22 protein-coding genes and 1 pseudogene are annotated in these 21616 nt (G+C 70.2%); 8 read left to right on the top strand and 15 right to left on the bottom strand.

What is annotated here, in order from left to right:
- Window positions 1-1129: 1129 nt before the first annotated feature.
- The 4 genes and pseudogenes from AB0I51_RS47145 to AB0I51_RS47130 form a co-directional block, all read right to left on the bottom strand.
- Window positions 1130-1558, bottom strand: a complete 429-nt coding sequence (locus AB0I51_RS47145; protein ID WP_362985492.1) for an STAS domain-containing protein — start codon at window positions 1556-1558, stop codon at window positions 1130-1132.
- A 767-nt stretch (window positions 1559-2325) separates the two neighbouring features.
- Window positions 2326-3210 (bottom strand): aminoglycoside phosphotransferase family protein, encoded by an 885-nt coding sequence (locus AB0I51_RS47140; RefSeq protein ID WP_362985490.1) that lies wholly within the window; start codon window positions 3208-3210, stop codon window positions 2326-2328.
- Between the two features lie 49 nt (window positions 3211-3259).
- Window positions 3260-3537: pseudogene (locus AB0I51_RS47135) on the bottom strand (IS630 family transposase); the annotation flags it as partial.
- Between the two features lie 254 nt (window positions 3538-3791).
- The gene (locus AB0I51_RS47130) at window positions 3792-3941 is read right to left on the bottom strand and encodes a hypothetical protein (RefSeq protein WP_362985498.1); all 150 of its coding nucleotides are present in this window, start codon (window positions 3939-3941) and stop codon (window positions 3792-3794) included.
- A 359-nt stretch (window positions 3942-4300) separates the two neighbouring features.
- Between AB0I51_RS47130 and AB0I51_RS47125 the strand changes: the two genes are divergently transcribed.
- A complete protein-coding gene (locus tag AB0I51_RS47125) occupies window positions 4301-4936 on the top strand; it encodes a hypothetical protein (protein ID WP_362985489.1) in 636 nt (211 codons plus the stop codon).
- A gap of 143 nt (window positions 4937-5079) precedes the next feature.
- Here AB0I51_RS47125 and AB0I51_RS47120 read toward each other — a convergent pair whose 3' ends face one another.
- The 4 genes from AB0I51_RS47120 to AB0I51_RS47105 form a co-directional block, all read right to left on the bottom strand.
- Complete coding sequence (locus AB0I51_RS47120) at window positions 5080-7686, bottom strand: substrate-binding and VWA domain-containing protein (RefSeq protein ID WP_362985487.1); 2607 nt, start codon at window positions 7684-7686, stop codon at window positions 5080-5082.
- Complete coding sequence (locus AB0I51_RS47115) at window positions 7686-7841, bottom strand: hypothetical protein (RefSeq protein ID WP_362985485.1); 156 nt, start codon at window positions 7839-7841, stop codon at window positions 7686-7688. Before AB0I51_RS47115 ends, AB0I51_RS47120 begins: the two co-directional genes overlap by 1 nt.
- 307 nt (window positions 7842-8148) lie before the next feature.
- Entirely contained in the window at window positions 8149-8439 is a 291-nt protein-coding gene (locus AB0I51_RS47110; protein ID WP_362985483.1) for a hypothetical protein, read from the bottom strand.
- Between the two features lie 386 nt (window positions 8440-8825).
- Window positions 8826-9011, bottom strand: coding sequence for a hypothetical protein (locus tag AB0I51_RS47105; protein WP_362985481.1), 186 nt, complete (start codon window positions 9009-9011; stop codon window positions 8826-8828).
- 215 nt (window positions 9012-9226) lie between these two features.
- Here AB0I51_RS47105 and AB0I51_RS47100 point away from each other — a divergent pair, with 215 nt between their 5' ends.
- From AB0I51_RS47100 to AB0I51_RS47070, 7 genes are all read left to right on the top strand, one after another.
- A complete protein-coding gene (locus AB0I51_RS47100; RefSeq protein ID WP_362985479.1) occupies window positions 9227-9577 on the top strand; it encodes a metalloregulator ArsR/SmtB family transcription factor in 351 nt (116 codons plus the stop codon).
- Between the two features lie 153 nt (window positions 9578-9730).
- On the top strand, window positions 9731-10213 hold the full coding sequence (locus AB0I51_RS47095; RefSeq protein WP_362985477.1) for an oxidoreductase: 483 nt from the start codon (window positions 9731-9733) through the stop codon (window positions 10211-10213).
- The gene (locus AB0I51_RS47090; RefSeq protein ID WP_362985475.1) at window positions 10210-12246 is read left to right on the top strand and encodes a proton-conducting transporter membrane subunit; all 2037 of its coding nucleotides are present in this window, start codon (window positions 10210-10212) and stop codon (window positions 12244-12246) included. Before AB0I51_RS47095 ends, AB0I51_RS47090 begins: the two co-directional genes overlap by 4 nt.
- Complete coding sequence (locus tag AB0I51_RS47085) at window positions 12243-13208, top strand: NADH-quinone oxidoreductase subunit H (protein ID WP_362985473.1); 966 nt, start codon at window positions 12243-12245, stop codon at window positions 13206-13208. The genes AB0I51_RS47090 and AB0I51_RS47085 overlap by 4 nt, the downstream gene beginning before the upstream one ends.
- Window positions 13205-13906, top strand: coding sequence for a hypothetical protein (locus AB0I51_RS47080; RefSeq protein ID WP_362985471.1), 702 nt, complete (start codon window positions 13205-13207; stop codon window positions 13904-13906). Before AB0I51_RS47085 ends, AB0I51_RS47080 begins: the two co-directional genes overlap by 4 nt.
- The gene (locus AB0I51_RS47075; RefSeq protein WP_362985469.1) at window positions 13906-15564 is read left to right on the top strand and encodes a proton-conducting transporter membrane subunit; all 1659 of its coding nucleotides are present in this window, start codon (window positions 13906-13908) and stop codon (window positions 15562-15564) included. Before AB0I51_RS47080 ends, AB0I51_RS47075 begins: the two co-directional genes overlap by 1 nt.
- A gap of 3 nt (window positions 15565-15567) precedes the next feature.
- A complete protein-coding gene (locus AB0I51_RS47070; RefSeq protein ID WP_362985467.1) occupies window positions 15568-17046 on the top strand; it encodes an NADH-quinone oxidoreductase subunit C in 1479 nt (492 codons plus the stop codon).
- Between the two features lie 5 nt (window positions 17047-17051).
- Here the strand turns inward: AB0I51_RS47070 and AB0I51_RS47065 are convergent, their stop codons facing one another.
- The 7 genes from AB0I51_RS47065 to AB0I51_RS47035 form a co-directional block, all read right to left on the bottom strand.
- Window positions 17052-17597 carry a GNAT family N-acetyltransferase gene (locus tag AB0I51_RS47065; protein WP_362985465.1) on the bottom strand — a complete coding sequence of 182 codons (546 nt, stop codon included), beginning with the start codon at window positions 17595-17597 and terminating at the stop codon, window positions 17052-17054.
- 149 nt (window positions 17598-17746) lie between these two features.
- Window positions 17747-18181, bottom strand: a complete 435-nt coding sequence (locus AB0I51_RS47060) for a pyridoxamine 5'-phosphate oxidase family protein (RefSeq protein WP_362985463.1) — start codon at window positions 18179-18181, stop codon at window positions 17747-17749.
- Entirely contained in the window at window positions 18178-18678 is a 501-nt protein-coding gene (locus AB0I51_RS47055) for a DUF834 domain-containing protein (protein WP_362985461.1), read from the bottom strand. The genes AB0I51_RS47060 and AB0I51_RS47055 overlap by 4 nt, the downstream gene beginning before the upstream one ends.
- A 192-nt stretch (window positions 18679-18870) precedes the next feature.
- The gene (locus tag AB0I51_RS47050) at window positions 18871-19110 is read right to left on the bottom strand and encodes a DUF6126 family protein (protein WP_362985496.1); all 240 of its coding nucleotides are present in this window, start codon (window positions 19108-19110) and stop codon (window positions 18871-18873) included.
- Entirely contained in the window at window positions 19107-19433 is a 327-nt protein-coding gene (locus tag AB0I51_RS47045) for an ATP-binding protein (protein ID WP_362985459.1), read from the bottom strand. The genes AB0I51_RS47050 and AB0I51_RS47045 overlap by 4 nt, the downstream gene beginning before the upstream one ends.
- Before the next feature lie 172 nt (window positions 19434-19605).
- Window positions 19606-21165 carry an MFS transporter gene (locus AB0I51_RS47040; RefSeq protein WP_362985457.1) on the bottom strand — a complete coding sequence of 520 codons (1560 nt, stop codon included), beginning with the start codon at window positions 21163-21165 and terminating at the stop codon, window positions 19606-19608.
- Between the two features lie 12 nt (window positions 21166-21177).
- The gene (locus tag AB0I51_RS47035) at window positions 21178-21561 is read right to left on the bottom strand and encodes an amidohydrolase family protein (protein ID WP_362985494.1); all 384 of its coding nucleotides are present in this window, start codon (window positions 21559-21561) and stop codon (window positions 21178-21180) included.
- Between the last annotated feature and the right edge of the window lie 55 nt (window positions 21562-21616).

Here is a 21616-nt window from a genome sequence, read left to right as displayed (position 1 = left end):
CGCCACAACAGAAACCGGCTGAACACACCAACCACAAGCCACACGGGTCACGATTCAACCGACCAGAGTGGGTCCGCGTTCAACCGCCGCCGACACACGTTGCCCGAAAGAGGGCAGCAGGGTGATTTCGCGTGCAACTCGTGTGCCGCCCGGGCCTCTTTACAGGGGTGATCCACCAGTGGTGTCGGCCGCGCCGTTTCCCGAACAGGCTGCCTGCGCCAGGCAGTACGCGGAGATGGCAGAGCCTACGTCTGAACGTAAAGGTCCAGGATGCTTTCGGTCGCTGCGGCCGTGTCGCTTCCGGGGCTGTACGCGTTGGGGAGTGCGGCACGTCGTGTTCAGCGTGTCGGCGGTCTGACGCCTGCACCTCCTTCCCGCCGGGGGTCGGGCCGCGCCCTCGGGTAGAACCGGCGGGTGAAGGGCGCCCCCGGGATGTCATGGCTTGTCTCCTCGGGGCCGTCCAGGGGCCGTTTGTCCTGGGCACATGGGCTGGACGGCCTCCACCGTCGTGGTGGCGGGGCGGGAGGATGAAACCAGACGTAGGTTTCCTTTCCCGCCCCAGACGGCGGGGGTGCACGGTGGCGGCTCCCCCTCTTTTTGCCACCCTGTGTCGTTTCCCTGCCGGGGAAGCCACGACGGAGTCGGCGCCGTTGAGGCTGCGGCCGGGAGCGTTGCGGGAGAGCACCGGCCGTGTGTCCGCGCGGGTGACCCGGGCGGACACCTCCCGGTTTGTGACCGGTGGGTGGGGTGGCCGCCGCCTTGGTCGGCGACAACGGCGGCGGCCACCGGCGCGAGGATCCGCGTGGCTCCCCGAGGGCGCGGAGCCCTCGCGCGGGATCGTCCTCACGGCGCCTGGGGCGAGCGGGATTCGCCACACTCGAACGGGCCGGAGGACGAGGGACCGGTGTCCGCGGACTGTTCGCGGGATCGGGATGCCGGTTTGCCCTGTGGTGTCGCTCCGGGCCCAGGGTCTGGGGGCCACTGCCAGCTTCCCGCGACAAGGGGAACCTGGGGGATCTTCCCGAACAGCCTAGAAGGTGAACGGGGTTCGGGACAGACGGTGATCTGGCCGTGTCGTCCGGCATCATCCGGGCCGCTGACTTTTCTGCGGCAGGGACTGTTGTCCGGTTCAGCGTTTGTGGTGGAGGGCGTCCTGGACTGTGGAGAAGAGGGCGAAGAGTTCGCCGAGGCCAGCGGCTTTGAGGATCCGCAGGTGCCAGGGACGGACGCAGACCAGTGCCAGGTGGCCGCCTCGTTCCAGGGCCCTGCGCCGCGCCCGGCAGAGCAGGCCGAGGGTCGCACAGTCGAGGAATTCCACCGGCCGCAGGTCCACGATCACCCGAGCGCCCTGCCGGGCCGTGGCGGCGTCGGTATGGGCCTGGACTTCGCACACGGTGTTCAGGTCGATGCTGCCGTGGAACTCGACCACGGTGATGCCGTGGTCGAGGTAGGTGCGCGCATGCCGGCACGGGACCGGCGTCTCTCCCCGCGCGGAGTCGTCGTCACCCTGCCCTGACGCTGCATTCGTGTCCTGGAGGTCCATGGTGGTTCCCGGCATGAGGCCCCCGTCGTAGGAGGGTTCGCGGTCGTCGGACCGTTGCCGGGGACTGGGGCAACACCCCCTCACCGTAGGAGGAACAGCAGACGCAGGAACGTTCACCGGCACGACGGTTCACCGGTGCGGGTGAAGGCCCCGCCGCAGGGTCGACAAAGCCGGCTCCCGCCACGAACGAGAGTTCATGCCCACCCACCCGAACTAAACGATCACGTTCGGAAAGCGGATGACGTCTCAGAAGTGGCCAGCCGCCACCCCCGCCGACTCACGTACACCCGCGCCTGCCGAACAGTCACGAACGCCGGCACTTGCCAGCGACCATCCTCTGTCAACGCATACACCTGATCGGGTTCATCGCCCCGCCCACCGATCCACAGAACTACCGCGCTGCGGCCTCGCCCGCGCACCCGGTACGCATAGAGACTCCCACCTCCAGGGCGGCGTCCGCTCGCAAACACATCTGCCATCTCGATCGTCGCCACGCCCTCACACTGACACGACCTGCAAGATCCGTCGCGGCATTTCTCCGCAGCGTCTGGCGGGATCGGAACTCCCAGAGAGGCCCGCTACCCGGCAAACGATTCGAGCAGAGCCGCTGGTATCCTGAGTCGTTAGTTCGCTTGCGGTTGCAAAGTGGCGCGATGCCTGGTCCGAAGCCGTTGCCGCTGGAGTTACCCGATCGCGAACACTGGGCGCTGTGGGGCTGGTTGCGCAGGCAGACTGCCTCTCAGACGGTGGCCCCGGCGGGGTCCACGCGCTTCTATGCCCCCTCAGCCTCGATCAGCGAGGATCTCTGAGAGCACGCGTCGCGCGTTGCGGGCGTCAGTGCCTTCCTCGCCCTGGCTGTTGGCGCACGAGACGAGCGTCTTCCACAGCGCCCATCCGCGTCCGCGCGCCCACGTCGCATCGTCGACGCCGAGCCGCTTCCGGAACAAGCCACGGCCGTCGGCCGAGAGCAAGGTCCACGCGATTGCGAGGTCGCAAGCGGGGTCTCCCACGCCACACGTACCGAAGTCAATGACGGCGGCGAGCTGCCCGTCTTCAAGGAGCAGGTTTCCCTGGGCAAGGTCGCCGTGGAACCAGACGTCGGCCCCGTCCCACTGCGCCTCGAGCGCCTGAGCCCACAACTCGTGTGCCAGCGCGATGTCGATGTGGCCGCGCAGTTCGTCCAGCGCACCGAGCGCCTGCGCCTCGTAGGTCCGCAGCGTTGCTCCACGAAACCAGTTGTGCTTGCCAGGCTGTGGTCCCTCCGAGGCATCGATGCTCTGCAACGCGGCGACGAAGTTGGCCAGCTCCTCGGCGAAGCGGATCGGATCGACAACGGACTCGAACGTCGCGGGCGTGCCGTCGATCCACCCGTAGACCGACCACGCGAACGGGTAGGTCGCGCCAGGGCTCCCCTTCGCCAGCGGCACCGGGATCGGCAGCGGGAGAGCGGGTGCCAGCTCGGGCAGCCAACGGTGCTCCTTCTCCACGGCCAGGGCGTACTCCTCCGCGCTGGGCAGGCGGAGCAGCATGTTGTCGCCCAAGTGGAAGGTGCGGTTGTCCCGGCCGCCGTTCTCCACAGCCGTCACAGGTAGTGCGGCCCATTGGGGGAACTGTTCGGCCACGAGCCGCCCTGCCTGTTCGGCACTGATGGTTACCTGCTGGGGCATGGGCCCAAGATCTGGAACATCGTTCAACAAGTACATCCTTGTCTAGGATTTATTGTCCTGATTTGTTAATTCGTGTGCAGTACGCGGCAAGGGTGTCGAGGATTTCGTCGGCGGGTTTCGTCCAGATGAACGGCCTGGGGTTCTTGTTCCATTCGTTGATCCAGCCGCGGATGTCGCGTTCGAGTTCGATGACGCTGCGGTGTGTAGAGCGGCGGAGTTTGCGGCAGGTCAGCTCGGCGAACCAGCGTTCGACGAGGTTGAGCCAGGATGCCGAGGTGGGAGTGAAGGCAGATGGAAGCGGGGGTGCCGGAGCAGCCACTTCTGGACGTCAGCGGCATGCCGCTGACGCATTGACCAGCAAGAACTGTAGGTCAAGCCGTCGAAGGCACAGATAAGAGGTGGTCGACGTCCAGCTTGCTCGCGCTGTCGAGATAGCGGTCGAAACGGCTCGGCTACCTCAGTCCGATCGAGTTCGAGGAGAAGCACTACGCCGACCGGGCCACGGCCGAACGAACGAACCTGAAACCCCGTCACCCCCTCCTGACCAGCTGATCAGCACTTCCCGCACGCCGGGGGGAACCTCAGTTCTTTCGGCCTACCGGGCCGAGCAGTCCGCGGACGTAGTCCCGCATCCGCCGCCGGGCCTCCACACGGCAAAAGCGGGCTCCGGTCCGCAGGAAGAGTTCTTCGAGTTCCAGGTCCCAGTCGTTCGTCGGTACATCGTGGATCACGACAACGGACTGCTCGTCGCGCTGTCATTACACGCGGCGTGGGCACACGTTGGTGGGACGGTCGGCCCAAGGCCGTCCCGCGCATGCCCAACCCCCGCTACACTCCCCACCGCCAGGCCGTTGACCAGGACAAATATAGCACCGCAGCCGTAGATCGTGACCTGTAGCGCGTTGCCGCTACCGAAGGAGAACTCGCGGTTTCGTGGCTGGTTGTGCGGGGCTGAAGGCAGGCCGGTCTTGCGGGGTGAGCTGTGCAGCGTTGGCTCCGGGCACTGCGGGCACGTGCCACACTCGGTCGGCTGTAGAGCAAACGATCGGCGCCCGCGGTGAACGACGGTGCCGCCCCAAACATCAGGAGGATGTCCGTGACCTTTGCCGTCGGCCTCTTCGAACTGTTTGGCATCGCGATCCCGGGAGGAGTGCAGCTTGCGGTCCTCCTCTACGCCCTCGGCCGCCTGCACGTGGTCGACATCGGCGCCCTGGCTACGGCGCCGTCGGCGTTGCTGGTGGTCGGCGCCGTGGTGACCAGCTACGTACTGGGCACGGTCACCACCCCCCTGAGCGCCGTCCTCGACACGATCATGCCCCGCCGCCATCGAACTCCCGACGACGCCCGGCGTATTTTCCTTGCCGGCGTTCCCGACGCCCGGGACCGCCCCTTCGTGTCCGCGGACCCCCACGTGTTGCTGGCCGCCGCCGAACTGCACAACAAGCCGGTCGCCAGCGAGGTCACCCGAATGGAGGCGGTGGGGCTGATGCAACGCAACCTCGCGCTCTCGCTGACGATGGCAACCATCGTCGCGTTGGTCGAATTCGCCGTCGGCTCCCACCGGCTGCCGGCCGCCTGCTGCGCCCTGCTCCTGTCGACGGCCGTCGTCGCCACCATATGGAGAGAGCGGAAGACACGACACTACCCATGGCTGAAGACCCTGGAGATCTGCTTCTGGATCTCCGATATCGACGCCCCCTTCGCCTCCGACCGGGATCGTCGCTGACTGGCGTGCAGTGGACTGTCCAACGCCAGCCCCGGCAGCTGTAGCCCTCGATCGTCATGGTGGTGTCATGTGGTCGAGGCCTTCTCGGGCCGCCCGGCGGCGTGTTCGCGCCCGGGCAGCCCGCGCGTCGGGGGCGTGTGGGGTCAGAAGTTGGAGATGACGTTCGTCAGGATGTTGGAGATGGTCTTGGGGTCACGGGCGTTGTAGGTGCGGGCGTGGCTGAGTTCGGCGATTTCCTGCAGGTACGTCTCGCAGGTCTTCTTGCTGTCGGTGCAGGAGTCGGGGTCTGTCCTGGTGTCGGCGTCCTTGCCGTAGGCGATGGTGAACACGCGGACGGGTTTGCTGGTGTCGGTCAGTTTCTTGCGGAGCTGGTTGAAGGCGGGCGGCGCGTACTGGGGGTCGTTGTTGCCGTCGGTGAGAACGACGACGGCGTTGATGGCGTGGGGGTCCCATTGGGCGCGTAGGGAGTCGACGGCGTCGGCGACGGCCTGGTTGAGCGAGGTTGCACCGGTGGCCTGGAGGTCGTCGATGCCGGCCTTGAGGTCCTTGCGATGGCTGTTCGTGCCCGATCCCATCGCCTGGAGCGGGCTGACGTGTTTCACCTCTTTGGCGAAGGTCCACAGGCCGACCTTGTCCCGGTCCGTGAACCCGTCGAAGAGCGGTCCCTGGGCCTGCTTGACGAGATCGAGCCGGCTGGGTTCGCCCTGGGCTTTCTCGTTGGTGCCGCTGCGGATTCCCCAGTCCATCGACCCGGAGGTGTCGATGACGGTGAGGACGTTCGCGGGTTTGCGCAGCTCGCGCCACGCGGCCAGCATCTTGTCCAGGACGTCCGGGGCGGGTGTGCTCTGCGCTGTCAGCTTCTTGTCACCCAGCACCCCGTTGGCCGGGGTGAGCTGGGTGGTGACTTTGCCCTGGGCGGTGCGGAATCCCAGCCGGGTGAAGCGGCTGATCGCGGTGTCGGAGGTGAGGAACTTCTGGAAGTCGTCGGCGACTTTCTTCTTGGCCTGCGCGATGCCGTTCAGCTCGATGTAGGGGTGGTCGGAGTACAGGGTCTGTGAGGCGGATCCGTCCGTGGCGGTGGAGGTGGTGTCGGTCGGGTAGAACGCGACCAGCAGGGTCTTGGGCGGCGTGAGCTTGGCGGGGGCGACCGCGCACTGCGGGTCGTTGGACTGGCTGCCGCACGGATAGCCCTTGTTGTAGGCGACGACGGAGTTCTCCTCCACGGTGACGGCGGAGATGTAGGAGGTGGCATCGCCGTCGTCGTCGGCGCGGCGCAGGTTCGACAGGAACGTGAGTGTGGTGTCGCCGTAGTGGACGGCCGCGTTCTCGATCGACCTGACCACTGTGCGGGCCTTGGGATCGTCGAGGTCCTCGGGGTTCATCTCGCCCGTTGTGCCGATCTCGGTGAAGAACACGCCGATGGTCGCGTTCAGTCCCGAGGTGGAGTACTGCGGGTTGGTCTTGCCGAGCTTGAAGTCTCCCCACTCCGGGTGGCCCTTGCTCTTCCAGAAGTCCGGCTGGGCGGCGTAGGCGGCCAGTTCCTTCCAGTCGATCTTCTTTTCGGGCCAGCCCAGCGCTTCGGCCATGGGCCTGGGCATGGCGATCGTCAGCGGGCTGGTCACCACCGACTGTCCGGCCATCTCCGGCAGGCGCTTCTTCGCCGCGGCGGTGGCCCGCTGCCGGGCCACCGCCAGCCATGCACGCGACGCCGGCGACCACACATCCGGCTCGGGCCCGTCGTCCTCGCTCCAGCCCCGCGCCAGCGCCTTCATGGCGCTGCCCGAGTCGATGCTGGAGACGGCCACGTCCACGCACTGGCCACCGGCGAGGCGGGGACCGTACTGGCGGGCCAGGTCCTGCAGGGGCGCGGACTTGTCCGTCGACGCCGCGATGTTCAGCGTGACCGACGCCTTCGTGCACCGTGGCAGGGAACTGCCCGGCTTCCCGTCCTTGCCGCTGCTGTCGTCGTCACCCCTCAACCAGGCGGGAACGACCGTCAGGCCGACAACCACGACCCCGGTCACGGCCAGCGCACCGATGCTGAACCCGGCATACCGTCTGTGCGACCCATGCGACGAGGCCGGCCTCCCTCTATCCGGGCCGGCGCCCTGGCCGGAGCCTGTCGGCGTCTCAGGCTCGGGTTCTCCGGCGCGCTTGAGGCCGGCGGTCTGCGCCGGGGCCGGTACGGGTACCGGCCCCGTTTCAGGGGCTTCACTGAGCGCCGTCCACAGCCCGGGCTCGGGCTCCAGGTCAGCGGGCCGATCCGGGACCGGTACGGGTTCCGGCGCTGCCGCAGCAGCCACCCACCCCTCGACAAGTAGTTGCGCGGTGTACGCACGGGCATCCTGGCGCGAGCCGGCGGCGGCCAGACTCACCCCGGCCGCGGCACAGCATGCCAGCAACTTCTCGGCGAAGGAGGACAGCGCACTGCGCTGAGAGCCCTCCACGTCGTTCAGGGTCTTGGCCGCAGCACCGGCCAGGCCCCGCAGAGCCTTCCACGCCTCAGGGTTCGGGGCCTCGCACACGATGAGGTACCGGTCCAGTGATGGCTCGCTCGGAAGGTCCCGGCCGTTCGTCAGCTTGGACACGGTGGCGGTGTCGCAGGGGATGGCCCTCGCCACCACCAGCTGGGTCCGAGCAGGTTCACGCACGCGCAGGTTCCACAGTGCACGGGCGAGCGCCTCGATCGGGCTGTGCAACGGGTCCAGGTCGCGTCCCGGGCTCCCCACTCCCGACGGCGTCGGCGCCATCACGCCGCCCGTACCGGACGCTGCGGGGCGAGCAGGTCCTGGGCCACACGGGCAGCGACCAGGCCGCCCGTCGCACAGGCCAGCGCGGTCGGCAGGTCATACCCGGCCAGCACCAAGGCCACGACCACGATCTGGATGAGGACGAACACCCCCACCCGCGAAGCCCGGCACCGCACCCCCGCCACCCCGCGCACCCCATCCGCCCTGGCATCGCACACCACCGCATCGCGGCAGGTCACAGAATGTTGGAATTGTTGCCGACCCAACTCCGCAACCCTGCCCGACGCACAGTTCCGTGTGGATCACAGACACTGGAAGAGGTCCCTCAGAGGGATCAGCGGACGTCCACTGGTCCGGACACCGCACTCCGTGGCTGGTCCGCCGCTGCAACGGCGGGCCGGCCGCCGCACCAGCCCCCCGCAACAAACCCGAAGTTGCCCCCGTGGTTGCCGGATCCCACACCTACCCCACGGACGCGTCTGTTTTCTCGGGGACGTATGGGTCCCGCGCCCTGGGCATGCAAGTCGGAGAGGAGGGCACCGGCGCCGAGCAGGTCTCCAGCGCGGGGCGCAGGCTGACGTCCGGCCACTGCTCGCCCGCGGCGATCACGGCCACCGGACGGCCGGGTGTGCCGTAACCATGGGAGGTGAGCCAGTCGCCGACCGCGAGGATGTTGCGCAGGCAGGCGGCGACCACCCGCACGCGCGGCGGTGCGGCTGCCGCGATGGCCGCAGCGTTCGGGGAGGGCAGCACCAGGCGTGTGCGGCGAACGGGGCGTGGCGCAGGTGGGCCGGGGAGATGGACCAGGGGCTGTCGGGCGTGACGGCGTGGCCGGCGAGGGCCAGCTGTGCCCCGCACTGCCGTGCGTACACGGCGGCGGCCTTTTCCGCCGCGGCCCGCTCGGCCGGGGCGGCGAAGCCGTCCGGCAGCCAGAACGGCACCACCCGGATGCCCTGCTGCACAGCGACGGTCACTGCCGTGGTGAAGGACAGCACCTCGACGACGACCAGACAGGCCGCCTCCCCGGTGAGACGGCCCGCTCCGGTCGGCCCCCACTCGAAGCGGATCCCGCTTCCTGACTACACGGCCCAGTCACCCATGCCCCACCACCCCCTTACCCAACCCCTGTGCCGCTGCTGTCAGTTCTGGCCGCCGGGCGGCTCGGACGCCGCGCGCCGGCCGCCGAAGGACAGCCGCATCATGTGGGAGTGCCCGCACCGGGGACACGCACCCTCCGCGCCGACGGCGCTCGGGCGGCACTTCAGGCGGCAGGCCGGGCACTTGTACCAGGCCACCCCGGGGCCGCGCAGCGGAATGATTCTCACGCAAGCCTCCCTCACAACACATATAGACTTGCTAATATTAGCAATTGTTGAGGTCGTTGCCGCTGTTTTCGGGCGGCCTGGTTCTCGTGAGCGGATTCGGTGCGACCGTCGCCGCAAGCGAGGATGGGCCGCATGTGTGTGACGAGTGGGTGGATGCGATGCGCCGAGGACGGCCGGGTGCGGACGTGCTGCCGCACCGGGGAGGCGACGGCACGATGAGTACGCCGCTGTACCAACTGAAGGCCGAGTTCTTCAAGACACTCGGCCACCCGGCCCGCATCCGGGTGCTGGAGCTGTTGAGCGAGCGCGAGCATGCGGTGGCGGAGATGCTGCCCGAGGTCGGCATCGAGGCGGCCCACCTGTCGCAGCAGCTGGCGGTGCTGCGGCGGGCGAACCTGGTGGTGACCCGCAAAGAGGGCTCGACCGTCTACTACTCGCTGACCAGTCCGGACATCGCCGAACTGCTCCGGGTCGCCCGCACCATCCTGTCCGGGGTGCTCGCCGGGCAGGCCGAACTCCTCGCCGACCTGCAGGCCGCCCAGACTCAGGCCAAACCGCCGTCGTAACGGCGGCCCCCGATCGGTGGCCGCCTCCCGAGAGCTGGACAGCGCTCTACGGCACCGGGAGGCGGCCGCCTTCACCCCCAAGTCCCGTATCTCCGCTCGCGGGTGGCCGGTCGGACACCCGCTCACAAGTCCTCACCGCGTCAGGGAGGGTTCATGGGCCTGTTGCGCAAGATCCGGGACACCGGGCGGGTGGCCGAGCCCGCCCCGCCCGAACCGGACGGCGAACAGCTGCCCGCGGCCGGGGAGTTCGGCGGCTCGGTGCAGGTGCGCTGTGTGGACGCCGGCTCCTGCAACGGCTGCGAGATCGAGATCGCGGGCGCCTTCAACCCGGTCTACGACGCCGAGCGGTACGGCGCCCGCCTGGTGGCCTCTCCCCGGCACGCGGACGTGGCCCTGGTCACCGGCCCGGTCACGCGGAACATGGCCGAGCCGCTGCGCCGCACGGTCGCCGCGATGCCCGAGCCGCGGCTCGTGGTCGCGGTTGGGGACTGTGCGATCAACTGCGGCGAGTTCGCCGGGGGTTACGGCGTCGAGGGCGCCGTCTCCGATGTCGTACCGGTGGATCTGGTGGTGCCCGGGTGCCCGCCGCGGCCGGACGAGATCGTCGCCGCGCTGCGGAGAGTGACCGGACGGTGAGCCTGATTTCCGCCGCCCTCGCGACGGCCACCGCACTGGGCGTGGCGGGCGCTGCGGCCGGGCTGGTGCTGCCGCAGCGGGGCCGGGGTGCGGTGGTGGGTGTGTTGACAGCGGGTGTGGGGGTGGCCGGTGGTGCGTCGGGTGTGGCCGCTCTGGGCGGAAGCCGCTGGTCGGCCGCAATTCCCGGGCTGCTCCCGCTGGCCGGGACGCACTTCGCGTTGGACGCTCTGTCCGGACTGTTCATGGCGGTGGCCGGGGCCGTGGTGGCGGCGGTGGCCGTCTACAGTGTCGGCTATGTGGCCGGGCACGGCGCGCACGGGTTCGGCTCGCGAGGTGCGCAGGCGCTCCTGCCGCTGTTCGCACTGACCCTCGTTATGGTGCCGGCGGCGGCCTCGGTCTCGACGTTCCTGCTGCTGTGGGAACTGATGGCGCTCACCTCGCTGCTCCTCGTGCTGGCCGAGCACCGGGAGCGAGCGTCCGTGCGCGAGGCGGCCGTCTGGTATGCCGTGATGACCCACCTGGGGCTCGTGCTGCTGCTCGCGGGCCTGTCCGTGTATGCGTCGCAGGCCGGCGGAGAGACATTCGCCGCCCTGCGCACGGGCACCGCGGGGATGTCGCCGACCGTGCGCGGGCTCGTGTTCGTGCTCACGGCGACGGCGTTCACCTCCAAAGCGGGCCTGGTGCCGCTGCACGCGTGGCTGCCCCGGGCGCACCCCGAGGCGCCCAGCGCGGTCTCGGCTCTTATGAGTGCGGCCATGGTGAACCTCGGTGTCTACGGGTTGGTGCGGGTCGGGTTCGATCTGCTGGGCGGAGGGCCGGCCTGGTGGTGGCTGCTGGTGATGGCGATGGGCGGGCTGTCGGCGGTGTACGGGATCCTGCAGGCCGCGATGGCCTCGGATCTCAAGCGGCTGCTGGCGTACTCGACCTCCGAGAACATGGGGCTCGTCGTGCTCGGTGTCGGGGCGGCCGGGCTGTTCGCCCACGCTGGTGACAAGGCGTTGGCCGGGCTGGCGCTCGCGGCGGCGCTGCTGCACGTGGTCAACCACTCCGCGTTCAAGGCCCTGTTGTTCGGCGCGGCGGGCTCGGTGCTGCGGGCCACCGGAGAGCGGAACCTGGATCTGCTGGGCGGGCTGCGGGCCCGGATGCCCCTCACGGCGGGCCTGTTTGCCCTCGGTGCGCTGGGAGCGGTGGCGCTGCCGCCGGGCAACGGGTTCGTCAGCGAGTGGCTGCTGCTGCAGTCGATGATCCACGGGCTGGCCGTGCCCGGGGTGACCACGGCGATCGTGCTGCCGCTGGCGGTGGCAGTGATCGCCCTGTCGGCGGGGCTGGCGGCGGCGGTGTTCGTCAAGGCGCTCGGCGTGGGCTTTTTCGCCCGGCCGCGCACCGCACAGGCCGCCGCGGCACAGGAGTCGCCGCTGCTGATGCTGGCCGGGATGGGACTGCTCGCGGCCCTGTGTACGGCGCTGGCCCTGGTGCCGGGGCTGCTGGGCGACGGCCTGGACCGCGCGGTGGCGGCGGTCGGCTTCGCCGGGACGCACCCGGTGTCCGGCGGCGGGCTGCGGGTGCGCCTGGACGAGGTATCCGCCTCGCTGTCCCCGCTGTGGGTGGTGGCGGCGCTCACAGTGGCACTGGGCGCGGTCACCGCGACAACGAGGTGGGCGTCGCGGCGTCAGCGGCGGCGGATGAACGCTCGGCTGTGGGACTGCGGGGGCGGGGCGCCGACCCCGCGCATGGCCTATACGGCGACCTCGTTCGCGGAGCCGCTGCAGCGGGTCTTCGACGACGTCCTCGCCCCGGAGCAGGACGTGGACGTCACGCCCGTGCGCGAGTCCGCGTATCTCGTCGAGCGGGTGGCTTTCCGCAACCGGGTGCCCGACCGCATCGAGCACCGCCTGTACCGGCCGGTGCTCGACCTCCTCGCCGCGGCCGGGCAGTCGGCGCGCAGGCTGGCGGGCGGCAGTGTGCATGCCTATCTCGGTTACGGCTTTTTCGGGCTGGTCGCCCTGCTGGTGGTGTTGGTGGTGGGCTGGTGAACACGGTCGGATACACGGCGATCGTCCTCCAGATGGGCGCGGTGGTGGCCGGGGCGCCCCTGCTGACCGGGCTGATGCGGCAGACGAGGGCCCGCCTGGAGGGGCGGGCCGGCGCCGGGGTGCTCCAGCCCTGGCGGGACCTTCGTAAACTGCTGCGCAAGGAACCGATCACGCCCGTCGGCACCGGCCCCGCCTTCCGCTGGGCGCCGCCCCTGTTGGTCGCCACCTCGCTGGTGCTGGCCGTCCTGGTGCCACTGGTCTCCACCGACACACCGGTGCGGGCGCGCGCGGACCTGATTCTGGTGGTGTCGCTGCTGGCGCTTGGCACGCTGGCGCTGGCGCTCGCGGGCCTGGACACCGGCACCGCGTTCGGCGGCATGGGCGCCTCCCGGGAGATGACCATCGCCGCGCTGGTCGAACCCACCATCCTGGTGGCGGTGTTCGCGCTGTCGATACCGGCCGGGTCGACCAACCTCCCGGTCATCGTCGCCGGAGCCGCCGACCAGCCCGCCCGCCTCACCTCTCCGGCCGGACTGCTGGCGATCGCCGCGCTCGCGGTGGCGGTGCTGGCCGAGAGCGGCCGGCTGCCGGTCGACAACCCCTCCACCCACCTGGAACTGACCATGGTCCACGAGGCGATGGTCCTCGAATACGCCGGACCCGACCTGGCGCTGGTCGAGTTCGGCGCCCAGCTGCGGCTGACCGTGCTGCTGGGGCTGCTGGCCTCGCTGTTCGCACCGTGGGGCATCGCCACCGGCGCCTCGCTCACCGCCGTGCTGCTCGCCCTGCTGCTGGCGGTGTTCAAGGTGATGGTCCTGGGCATGGCGCTGGCGGCGGCCGAGGTCTTCTGGGCCAAATTCCGGCTGTTCCGGGTGCCCGAACTCCTCGCCGGGTCCTTCCTGTTGGCGCTGCTCGCGGTGACGGCCTCCTACTTCCTGGGCGCAGAAGGAGGAGCGCGATGAGCGAGGGCCTGTTCACCCAGCTGCTCGACCTGGCCTGCGGGGCGTTCCTGCTGGCCGCCGTGGTGGTGCTGTGGCGGCGCGAACTCGCCGCGATCGTCCGGCTTTTCGCGCTCCAGGGCGTCGCACTCGCGGTGATCGCCCTGCTCCTGGGACTGCACGAGGACCGGTGGGGCCTGCTCGTGGTGGCGGTGGGGATAGGGGCGCTGCGGGCCGGCCTGCTGCCCTACCTGATCCGTCGCGCCCTCACAGCGTTCGTCGCCGAGCGGGACGGCGGGCTCACCAGGCACGGCGGGAGCGAGGAGGCGCGCGAGACCCAGCCGCTGGTCAATGTCGCCGCGTCCCTGTTGACCGCCGCCGCGCTGACCCTCCTCGCCTACGCCGTCGCCCGCCCGCTGGTCGAGCTGGATCCCACGCCCGCCACCCGCGCGCTGCCGGTCGGCCTGGCCGTCGTACTGATCGGCTTCTTCGTGCTGGTCACCCGGCGCCGCGCACTCGCCCAGGTGGTCGGCTTCCTGCTGCTGGACAACGGCATCACCGCGACCGCCTTCCTGGCCGCCTCCGGCGTGCCGCTGATCGTCGAACTCGGCGTCTCCTTCGACGTGCTGCTCGCCGTCCTGGTGCTGCAGCTGCTCACCGTGCGGGTGCGGGAGGCGTTCGGCACCACCGACATCGACGACCTGCGGGAGCTGCACGACTGATGAACGCCGCACTTACCGCGCTGTTGCTGACCGCGCCCGCCGCCGCACCGCTGGCCGTGGCCGCCGGGTACACGCTCACCGGGTTCGTCAGGCATGAACTGCCACGCGGGCTGCCGGCGGTCCGGCGCATGCAGGAGAGCCGTCCACCGCGGACGCGGAAAGCCCCTGTGCTCACTGCGGCGGGCGTTGCGGGCCTGCCGGACACGAAAGAAGCGGCCCCCGCCTCCTCACCCGGGACGCCGGCCGTCGCCCCCGCAGCGCGGGCCCGTCACCCGTCCGACTGGGCCGCGCTGGCCTCCCCGACGGTGATCCTCACCTGCGCGGCACTGCTGGCCTCCGAGCGCGTCGACGGCAGGTGGGTGTCCGCGTACTCCGGACTGCTGCGGGCCGACGCACTGACCGTGTGGATGCTGCTGGTCGTCGGCGCCGTCGCCTTCATCGCCTGCGCTTCGGCGCCCGCACATCTGGCAGCGGAGCGGGCCGCCGGGAACGCGACGGCCTGGACCATGTGGCGCTACCACATGCTGGTCCAGACGTTCCTCGGCGCGATGTGCCTGGCCGTGGTGAGCGCGAACCTCGGCGTGCTGTGGGTGGCGATCGAGGCGACCACCGTGGTCACGGCGTTCCTGGTCGGCCACCGCCGCACCCGTACATCCGTCGAGGCCGCGTGGAAGTACGTGATGATCTGCTCGGCCGGCATCGCGCTCGCCTTCCTGGGCACCGTGCTCCTGTATTACGCCGCCCGGCAGGCGGGCATCGCCGAGGCGTGGGCGCTGGACTGGCCCACGCTGGTGGCCCATGCGGACCGTCTCGACCCGGCCGTCACCCGGCTCGGCATCAGCCTGGTGGTCCTCGGCTACGGCGCCAAGGCGGGCCTGGTCCCGCTGCACGCGTGGCTGCCCGACGCCCACAGCCAGGCACCCGCCCCCGTCTCAGCCCTGATGTCCGGCGTCCTGCTGTCCGTCGCCTTCGCCGCGATCCTGCGCTACCGCGTCATCGCGGACGCGGCCCTGGGCCCGGACTTCACCCGCGTCCTGCTCGCCGGAATCGCCCTGCTCACCCTCACCCTCGCCGCCGGACTGCTGCTGGCCCAGCGCGACTACAAACGGATGCTCGCCTACTCCAGCATGGAACACATGAGCCTGATCGCCCTCGCCACGGCGATCGGCAGCCCGCTCGCCCTGTCCGCCACCCTGCTGCACATCGCCGGACACGGACTCGCCAAGGCCACCGCATTCTGCGCCTCAGGGCAGATCCTGCACCTGCGCGGCACGACGAAGATCGGCCGGGTGCGCGGAATGCTGGCTCAATCGCCCTGGCTGGGTGCGCTGTTCGGGCTCGCTGTCGTGGCACTGCTGGGCTTCCCGCCGTTCAGCCTCTTCGCCTCCGAACTGGGCATCGCCCGCGCCGGATTCGCCGCCGGAGCGGGCCTCGCCTGGGCCACGGCCACCGCCCTCCTGCTGGTCCTGACCGCCTTCGCCGCACTCGCCACCCGCACCGCGCGCATGCTGCTGGGCCCCGGAGAACCGACCGGGGAAAGCCCCTCCGCTCTGTGGCCCCTCGCTGCCGGCCTGGCGGCCTGCGCCGCACTCGGCATCGCCACCGGCCCGCTGGGCCACCTGCTCACCCAGGCCGCCGCCATCCTGGAAAGGCCCTGAGCGATGCGCACCGTGCAAGAGGTCGCCGCCGGCGAACTGTCCAAGCGGGCCGAGACGCTGCTGCGCGAGGGGCACCGCCTGGCCCTGATCGCCGCTCACCACGACGCCGACGCCGTACGCCTGGTCTACCTCTTCGTCTCCGGTCCGCCCGACACCCGCATCGAACTGCACGTGCGCCTCGACCCCGGCCGCACCGAAGTGCCCAGCCTGGCCCATCTGTCTTTTCCGGCCGGCCGGTTCGAGCGGGAGATGCACGACCTGCACGGCATCGTCCCCCTCGACCACCCCCAACCGCGCCGCCTGGTCCGCCACTTCCACTGGCCCAAGGGCTGGTACCCGATGCACCCCGACGCAGGGGACCCACCCGCCTTCGGCGAACAGGAAGGCCCCTACCCCTTCCTGGAAGTCACCGGCGACGGCGTCTACGAAATCCCCGTCGGCCCCGTCCACGCCGGGATCATCGAACCCGGGCACTTCCGCTTCTCCGTCGTCGGCGAGACCATTCTCAAACTCAAAGCCCGCCTCTGGTTCGTCCACAAGGGCATCGAGAAACTCTTCGAGGGCCGCTCGGCGACGGCCGGACTCCCGCTGGCGGAGCGCATCAGCGGCGACACGGCCGTGGGCCACGCCCTCGCGTACTGCCTGGCCGTCGAGGAAGCCACCGGCACCGCCGTCCCCGAACAGGCCCAGTGCGCACGGGCGTTGCTGCTCGAACTGGAGCGCCTCCACAACCACGTTGCCGACCTCGGCATGCTCTGCAACGACGTCGGCCACGGCATCCTCAACGCCCACGCCCAGCGCGTGCGCGAACAACTCCTGCGCCTCAACCACACGGTGACCGGACACCGGCTGCTGCGCGGCGGGGTCGTCCCCGGCGGCAGCGCGCTGCGCACCCTGCCCGGTCGTACGCAGTTGGAGGGCATCGGCGACGACATCCGCGAGATCGTCCGGCTGGCGCTCGGCCACTCCACCGTGCACGATCGGTTCACCGGCACCGCGATCCTGCGCACCGAGGCCGCGCGCGACATCGGCTGCCTCGGCTACGTCGCCCGTGCCAGTGGCCTGTCGCTGGACGCGAGGATCGAGCATCCCTTCACTCCGCACGGGCAACCGGGCCGGGTTCCCGTCCACACCGGAGGTGACGTGCTGGCCCGCTTTTTGGTCCGTGCCGAGGAGATCGAAGCCTCCCTCACCCTGATCCGGGAGCTGTCCGACTGTGTCGCCACCGGCCCCGCCCACGGAAGGCCGACCGGCCCGGGGGAAGGCCCCCGCAGCGGTGTCGGCCTCGTCGAGGGCTGGCGGGGCACCATCGCCACCCGCGTCGAACTCGCCCCCGACGGCACCTTGGCCCGCGTCAAGCCGGTCGACCCGTCCTTCTTCAACTGGCCCGCACTGCCCGTCGCGTTGAGCGACACGATCGTCCCGGACTTCCCGCTGACCAACAAGAGCTTCAATCTCTCCTACGCGGGGAACGACCTGTAGATGCCTCAGATGTCTCCCTGCACCAGGGGGTGCAGGTGCTCGTCGTGCCACCCGTCCTCGTGCAGCAGCGCGCTGCGCTGGGTGCCCTCGAAGGAGTAGCCGGCCTTCTCCGCCACACGGCAGGACGCCGGGTTCGCGGTCGAGTGGCACAGGCGCAGGCGGTGCAGGTCCAGGTCCTCAAAGGCCCACCGGCTGAGCCGCTTCGTCGCCTCGACGACGACACCGCCCCCGCGGGCCGCCGGCAGAACCCAGTAGACGATCTCGGCGTTGCCGTCGTCGAGGTCGATGCCGCCCCAGCCGATCAGGCCCACGGCCTCGCCTGTGTCCGCCCGGGCGATGGCCCAGATCGCGGCCTGCTCGGCCCTCCAGCGTTCGTGCATGCCCTCGATCCTGCGGCGCGCGTGCTCCGGCGATTCCACGATCAGGCGGTTCCACTTCCGGATGGCAGGATCCTGGCCGGCGCTCACGAGGACATCGGCGTCCCGAGGATGCCACGGGCGCAAATCCAGGCCCCTCGGCAGACCGAGCACCGGCTGAGGAGTTCCGGCCATCCGGCCAGCGGGAACGACCGAGGGTACGGGGGAGAACGAAGCCATCCCGAGATCCTGCCAGTGACCTGGGGACATACGAAAACCGCTATCCGGCGCGCCACACGCGAGCCGGTTCTCGGCACGCTGACTGCGCGCCGTGAGCCGTTCGCTCAGGAGCCCTCATCGCCGCCGACGAGCCGGTACCCAGTCACGATGTCGGCGTGGACGCGCACCACGTGCTCCATTTCCGTGTCGATCCAGGGCGTGAGCTGTGTCCGGTAGCGGGCGAGTTCGCCAGGATCTGTTACGGGGCCGGCGGCGCCGGTGACGACCACGCTCCAGCCGGTGCGGGTGGCCGGGTCGAGGTCGTCGGCCTCGTAGGCCACCACCTCCGACTGCGGCGCGCGGCCCAGCAGCGTTGCCCCGGTGTGCGTGCGGATGATGATGTCCCCGTTGGGCTCTACGAGGTGGTTGACCGGGCGGATCGCGGGCAGCGCCCGGCGGGAGAAGACCACCCGGCCCAGCGGAGCCTCGGCCAGCAGTTTCAGCGCCTCGTCCCGGCCCAATTCGACCATGCGAACCCGCTGCGGGATACCGGCCGTCATGACGACTCCTCTCCCAGCCTCGGCAGCCGCTCGGCGCCGTCCGGCCACACCACATCGACGTCGATGCCATGCCTGCGCGCGTAGGCCACCAAGTGCGCTGTGGTGTCACGGCCGTTGGAGGCGGTGCCGTCCCAGATCGCCACCACCCGGGCACACGCACGCAGCAGTCGCTCGTCGGCGCGCATGCAGGCGTCCCGGTCCGCCGGGTCGTATTCCACCAGCCGCACCTGCTGAGAGAGGAGCAGCAACTCCCCGGCCGCCCGTCGGTCCTGATCCCGCAGCACGGCGGGCACGCGGTTGAGTGTGGGCACCACGGCCACCAGCGCAAGTCCGGCCTGTTGCGCGGCTCGTCCGAACGCCACCGGGACTCCCTGCCCGACCCGGACCAGGCCCGTCCGGCCCGCCTCGGCACACCGGGCCAGCCGAGCGCGCAGCTCCTCCTCCAGCAGGGCCAGGGTCCAGGGCGCGAGATCAGCGTGCCCCACAACAGCGATCACCCTCGGCAGTCCTCTCTCCCCAACCATGCTGTCCACAGCAACTAGCCAATTGATGAAGTCTTCAATCCGGGTCCAGGGTAGTCCGCCGGGTGGGAGGCGTGGGCGGCCGTATGCGGGAGAAGAACGACCGCCCACTGGCTCCGCGTCGATCCACACACCTTCACCGATGCCCTGGTGGCCGTACAGGGGCCGTTAGGCCCCAATTACGCGGCGGGCGTCCCCTGGGCAGCTGAGCCGTCGGTTTCCCGGTCGCTTGTGTGCGTGTTCCCCGGGGTAGTAGAGCAGCCACACGAACCCGGCGAACAGATGGGTGTCGAAGATGTAGAAGCCCGCCCGGATCGCGACACCGCGCTCAATCCGCCACTCGCGGTCCCTGGTTGCCCCGCTGTGGCCGCGTACTCTCCGGCTGCTCGGACGTCCCGGACTCGTCAGTCACCGGACGATCTCCCCGCTCCCCTCGATCTGCACGTGTCCATGACCCACGACGGCAGATTGAAGCGGACAAGAACCACCGTGCCTTCATGGCCGACGGCCGGTTCCGCGCTGACGTCACCGTCGTACTCGCCGACCAACTCCGCCACCAGCTCCAGCCCAGCCCCCATCGCACCCGGTTCGAGATCGGGCAGGCACGGCTCGGCGTCGGCGACACTGACTACCAGTTGCCCGCGCCGACCGTGATACCCACGTCGGCGACCGGGGGAGCGTGGCGCGTGCCGCAGCACATTGGTGACCAGCTCGCTGACCACCAGCAGCACCGCGTCCCCGCACCACGGCCCCGGTCGGCCGCAGTCGGGTCGGGCACGCCGCCACTGACTACGTTCCCCTCCTCGGTCCGGGCCGGCTCGTCGCCGACCGGTTATGGCGGACCAGCACCTCAGCGTGCCCGGAAGATCGAACTGTGGGAAGTGAGGTGCCACGGTGCTGGAGTCAGTCGGATGTGGGCGGTGCCTTCGGTGCGCGGAACAGGCAGCCGATCGCGGCGGCCAGGACGATGATGCTGACCGCGATCAGTGAGGCGGACAGTCCGTCCATGAAGGCGGACTTGACGCCGTCCGCCAGGGCCGCGCCCCGCGCGCCGAGTTGGTCGGCGACGTGGAGGCCCGCGGCGGCGGAGTCGCGTGCGGCTTCGCTGGCTTCGGCGGGGAGCTGGTTCAGGGAGTCGGGCAGGTTGGAGCGGTAGTGGCTGCCGTAGATCGAGCCCATGAGGGCGATGCCGACCGCTGAGCCGACCTCGCGGGTGGTGTCGTTCATGGCGGAGGCGACGCCCTGTTGGCCGCGGCCGAGTGAGCCGGTGATGGCGGCGGTACCCACGGATCCGGACAGGCCGATGCCGAAGCCCGCCAGGACGAGGCCGGCGAGGAACGGCAGGTAGCCGGAGCCGACGTCGAGCCGGGAGATGACGAACAGGCCGGCGCTCAGCAGGAGCAGGCCGGCGGTCATGGTGGCCTTCATTCCGACCCGTCGCACCAGGTGAGGCGTGGCCTGGGAGGTGGGCAGGACGACGACGGCGACAGGGACCAGGGCGGCGGCGGCCTTGAGCGGGCTGTAGCCGAGGATCAGCTGCAGGTACTGCAGGCCGACGAAGAAGAATCCGAAGACGGCCATGAACTGAACGAGGACGGTGATCGCGCCGGCCCGGAAGCCGCGGATGCCGAACAGCGCGGGGTCGAGCAGCGGGTGCTGATTGCGCAGGCCGAGCCAGGCGTACGCGGTGAAGGCCAGCACCGTGACGACGAGAGCGGCGATCACTGCGGGCTCCGTCCAGCCCTGCTCGTTGCCCTCGATGATGGCGAAGACGAGGGTGCCGATGCCGAGGGCGGTGCACACGGCCCCGGGCACATCGGGCGGGGACGGGTGCCCGTCCTTGGTGTCGGGCGCCAGGACGAGGGCGGCGACGGCGGCGACGAGGGCGGCTGCGGCGCTGGTGACGAAGATCGACCGCCATGAGTACCACTCCAGCAGAGCCCCCGCGGCGAGCATGCCGATGATGGCGCCCGCCGCGGCGAACCCGGACCAGGTGGCCACGCCCTTGGCGCGCTGCTCGGGAGGGAAGGCAGCGGTGATCGTGGACAGGGTGCCCGGCATGATCATCGCGGCGCCCAGGCCCATGACGACCCGCCAGACGACGAGGGTGGTGGTGGAGTCCGCGAAGGAGGCGGCCAGGGAGGCGGCGCCGAAGACGAGGGTGCCCGCGAGGAGGACGTTGCGGCGACCGACCCGGTCACCGATGGCACCGAGGGGCAGGACGAGGGCGGCCAGGGCGACGGTGTAGCCGTCGGCGATCCAGGTCAGTGAGCCGTTGGTCGCCGACAGGTCGATGGCCAGGTCGGGCAGGGCGAGGTTGAGCGCGGAGACGGAGGCGACGACCAGGACCAGGGACAGGCACATCGCGAAGAGGACGCCGCGGTGGCCGGCGCGGCCGGTCGCGACGGCTTCCTGTGTGGCTTCGGCCTGATCGTCGGGCTTGTGGAGCGGGGCTGTGGACATGAACAACCTGTCTTAGTCGGTGCCGGGCTGGAGGAGCTTGAAGACAAGACGCGCGGCGGTGCGCCGGGCCGCCTGGCGCAGGCGCACCGGGGCCGGGAGGGCTGGGGACGGCGTGGGGGGAGTGGCGGCCAGACGAGGGAAGAGCGCTTCGGCGTTGGTGTGGTTGACGGCCTTGAGCGTGTCCGGGTCGACATTGCCGTCGAGGCCGTTGGCGAAGTACTGGCTGGCGGGAGCGGGGGCGAAGGGCCAGTCGCTGCCGAAGAGGATGTGTCCGGGGCGGGCGAAGGCGAGCAGGGTGGGCAGGGCGGCGGGGCTGGAGGACAGGGCGGTGTCGAAGTAGAAGGAGCGGAAGTCGTCTGGAGTGACCCCCGAGATTCCGACACCTGGACGCTGGATGTTTCGTCATCCAGGGGAAGTGATCCATGGTGGCAAAGCGAAGGAATTTCCCGGA

It is taken from the genome of Streptomyces sp. NPDC050549 (genome assembly GCF_040655035.1).
Classification (GTDB): Bacteria; Actinomycetota; Actinomycetes; order Streptomycetales; family Streptomycetaceae; genus Streptomyces.
This window is presented reverse-complemented; position numbering and strand designations above follow the sequence as displayed.